Source organism: Methanocalculus sp. (assembly GCF_029762515.1).
GTDB lineage: Archaea > Halobacteriota > Methanomicrobia > Methanomicrobiales > Methanocorpusculaceae > Methanocalculus.
Map to the genome: position 1 here is coordinate 1 of NZ_JARVGN010000318.1, position 2,726 is coordinate 2,726.

The following is a 2,726-nucleotide window of genomic DNA, read 5'->3' on the forward strand; positions in this document are numbered from 1 at the left end:
CCGGGCACTATCCCGTGCCGGTATCCGCATTGGCAGGATCGAAGATGTCACCCCGGTCTCACACGACAGTATCCGGGCTCGCGGTGGCAGGCGGGGAAGGAGAGTCTGATGGAGATCGTATTCGGCAGGGTCGATGACTCAATCGTACAATTTACCCTGAGCGGTGCCTCCGAAGCATCTGCAAACGCCCTCAGGCGGGCGATGATCGGTGAGGTTCCAACACTCGCTATTGAGGATGTCAGGATCTATGACAACACCAGCGTCCTCTTTGACGAGATGCTTGCACACCGGATCGGCATGATCCCAATCAAGACCGATCTTAGCAGATTTGTCAGGAAAGATGCATGCAAATGCGAGGGAGCCGGCTGCCCGCTATGTCGGGTCATATTCACTCTGACCGTTGAGGGGCCGTGTACGGTCACCTCAGGGGATCTCGTCTCAGAGGATCCGGAGACAGCCCCTGTCGATACGAATATTCCTCTCGTAAAACTCTGGAAAGACCAGAAGCTTGTCATTGAGGCGGTCGCATACCTGAACACGGGGTCAGAGCATGCAAAATGGCAGGCGACCATTGCATGCGGATACAAACAATATCCTGTGATCGAGGTAACCGACCAGTGTGACGGATGCGGGATGTGTGTCGAAGAGTGTCCGCGGGCGGTTCTTGAAGTCAAAGGACAGACAGTTCGTGTCGTTGACGGAAGATTAGAGGTATGCTCTCTCTGCAAACTCTGCGAGAAAGCATGCATCGGAACCGGTATCGGGGATGAATCGGCCATACACGTCAAAACAGACAAGACAACATACCTCTTTACAGTCGAGAGTGACGGATCGCTTCCGGCACAGCAGATCGTCGAAGAGGGTATCCGATATATCAGAAAACGATCTGATGAACTCATAGAATCTTTACAGGAAATATCAATGGAGGGACAGTAGATGAAGAGAACGGGCAAGACTAACCCGCGCCTGACAGATCTCATCAGGATGCTCAGGAGTGTATCCCATGAGAGTGAGGCACAGATCTGGCGTGAGATTGCAAAGAGGCTCGACACGTCCAGCAGTAATTATGCTGAGGTCAACATCGGCAAGATCAACCGCTATGCACAGGAAGGCGAGATCATCCTCGTCCCCGGTAAGGTGCTTGGAAGCGGAGTGCTTGAGCATTCGGTGAGAGTAGCAGCATTAAACTTCTCCGATTCAGCCCGTGAAAAGATCGCACAGGCGAGCGGTGATTGTATGACGATTGAAGAACTGGTATCGGCAAATCCAAAAGGAAGCCGTGTCCGGATACTGAGGTGAAGAGCAATGGTAACGATCATCAATGCAGAAAATCTCCTCCTCGGAAGGCTTGCGAGCATCGTCGCAAAGCGGGCACGCAATGGCGAGGAGATCGCCATTGTCAATGCCGAGAAAGCAATCCTCTCGGGAAGCAGAGCCGAAATCCTCCAGAAATACCATCAGCGAAGGGTTCGCGGATCTGTTGAAGGCGGACCGTTCTTCCCACGCCGGCCTGACGACATCATGAAGCGGTCAATCCGCGGGATGATTGGGTACAAGACAGGTCCGGGTGCAGATGCTTTCCGGAGAGTCAAAACCTATGTCGGAGTTCCGGAAGAGTTTGCCGGGATGGAGATGGAAGTGCTTGAGGAAGCACACCGGAACAGGTTAAGCAAGCCAAGGTACGTTACGCTTCAGACCATAAGCCAGAACCTTGGAGCTAAATTCTAAGCAGAGGGATTGAATTGACAAAGATAATCAATACAAGCGGAAAGAGAAAGACTGCGGTCGCTCGCGCCACCCTGCGTGAAGGTAAAGGCAGGATCAGAATCAACTCGGTTCCTCTCGAAGTATATGGGTCTGAACTGATCAGGATGAAGATCGCAGAAGCACTCGTCCTTGCACCAGGTATAGCAGATACAATCGACATTGATGTCGATGTATCCGGCGGAGGGATCATCGGACAGGCAGAGGCGATCAGGACGGCACTTGGCCGTGGCATCCTCGGCTGGACAAATGATCCGGCGATCAAAGAGGTGTACCTTGCATATGACAGGACCCTTCTTGTGAATGATTCACGCCAGAAAGAAGCGAAAAAGCCTCATGGACGCGGTGCACGGAAGAGATTCCAGAAGTCGTACCGTTAAATATAAGCAGACTAATAAGGAATCGGGGACAATGATACCTGTACGATGTTTCACCTGTGGAAAGGTCATTTCCACGGCATGGGATGAGTTTAAAGAGCGAAAAGCAGCAGGCGAGGATCCAAAAGAGATCCTCGATTCCCTCGGTTTGGAACGGTACTGCTGCAGAAGGATGCTCCTCTCGCATAAGGAGATTATTAATGAGCTGTATCCCTACCAGTAAGGGGGGGTCGTGGGGTAGCCTGGACTATCCTATTGCGTTCGGGACGCAGTGACCTGAGTTCGAATCTCAGCGACCCCATTTCTGTTCAAAAAATTTTACGGATGATTATCATGATATCCTACACTCGATATGAGCGAGCCAGGATCATAGGAGCACGGGCTCTCCAGATATCGATGGGGGCCCCGGTTCTTGTGAGAACAGGACGCATTGATCCCCTGGAAATTGCACTTGAGGAGTTTGAGCAGGGACTTATTCCCATCACCGTCAAGCGCCATTTCGGGGAGAGGGAAGTCGTGGTGACATGACGGCAATAGAAGCAGTCACACTCAGAAGCATCCTCGACAGCCGGGGAAACCCGACGA

7 protein-coding genes and 1 tRNA gene are annotated in these 2,726 nt (G+C 52.2%); all 8 read left to right on the top strand.

What is annotated here, in order from left to right; translation table 11 throughout:
- Window positions 1-109 (top strand): 30S ribosomal protein S11 (gene rpsK / locus QCH34_RS10215; RefSeq protein WP_300333734.1); only part of this gene is annotated, 109 nt, incomplete at its 5' end.
- A complete protein-coding gene (locus tag QCH34_RS10220) occupies window positions 109-936 on the top strand; it encodes a DNA-directed RNA polymerase subunit D (RefSeq protein WP_300333714.1) in 828 nt (275 codons plus the stop codon). The genes rpsK and QCH34_RS10220, both read left to right, overlap by 1 nt.
- The gene (locus QCH34_RS10225) at window positions 937-1,299 is read left to right on the top strand and encodes a 50S ribosomal protein L18e (protein WP_300333716.1); all 363 of its coding nucleotides are present in this window, start codon (window positions 937-939) and stop codon (window positions 1,297-1,299) included.
- Window positions 1,300-1,305: 6 nt separating this feature from the next.
- Entirely contained in the window at window positions 1,306-1,728 is a 423-nt protein-coding gene (locus tag QCH34_RS10230) for a 50S ribosomal protein L13 (RefSeq protein ID WP_300333719.1), read from the top strand.
- Between the two features lie 14 nt (window positions 1,729-1,742).
- The gene (locus tag QCH34_RS10235) at window positions 1,743-2,144 is read left to right on the top strand and encodes a 30S ribosomal protein S9 (RefSeq protein WP_300333722.1); all 402 of its coding nucleotides are present in this window, start codon (window positions 1,743-1,745) and stop codon (window positions 2,142-2,144) included.
- A gap of 31 nt (window positions 2,145-2,175) precedes the next feature.
- On the top strand, window positions 2,176-2,364 hold the full coding sequence (locus tag QCH34_RS10240; protein ID WP_300333725.1) for a DNA-directed RNA polymerase subunit N: 189 nt from the start codon (window positions 2,176-2,178) through the stop codon (window positions 2,362-2,364).
- 3 nt (window positions 2,365-2,367) lie between these two features.
- Window positions 2,368-2,442, top strand: a tRNA-Pro gene (locus QCH34_RS10245).
- A 32-nt stretch (window positions 2,443-2,474) separates the two neighbouring features.
- Complete coding sequence (locus tag QCH34_RS10250) at window positions 2,475-2,669, top strand: DNA-directed RNA polymerase subunit K (RefSeq protein WP_300333730.1); 195 nt, start codon at window positions 2,475-2,477, stop codon at window positions 2,667-2,669.
- The last annotated feature ends 57 nt before the right edge of the window (window positions 2,670-2,726 follow it).